This window comes from Microbacterium sp. GbtcB4, from assembly GCF_019091465.1.
GTDB lineage: Bacteria > Actinomycetota > Actinomycetes > Actinomycetales > Microbacteriaceae > Microbacterium > Microbacterium paraoxydans.
Genome location: NZ_JAGXJJ010000440.1, coordinates 1 through 242 on the forward strand (window position 1 = coordinate 1; position 242 = coordinate 242).

Here is a 242-nt window from a genome sequence, read left to right on the forward strand (position 1 = left end):
CGGCGCGCACCCTCGTGGACGCGGGGGTGCCCCCGGGCGGCGACGACGCGCACACCATCGACGACACGGAGGGCGGCGGGGAGCGGCCGGCGCACAGCACCCTCCTCGCGGCGGGCGTGCATGTCGTCGGGCACCTCACCGCTCTGGTTCGCCTCCCCGGGCGCGGGGCGGGGTCCACCGCGGCCCCTCCGGCGGTCCACGGGTTCGGGAGGTTCCCGGCCCCGCGGTTCGCGACCGGGCCG

The 242-nt window shown here is 80.6% G+C and carries 1 pseudogene; it reads left to right on the plus strand.

Annotated elements, in window-relative coordinates:
- Nucleotides 1–242 (plus strand): annotated as a pseudogene (locus KVS71_RS18395) (cyclase family protein); the annotation flags it as partial.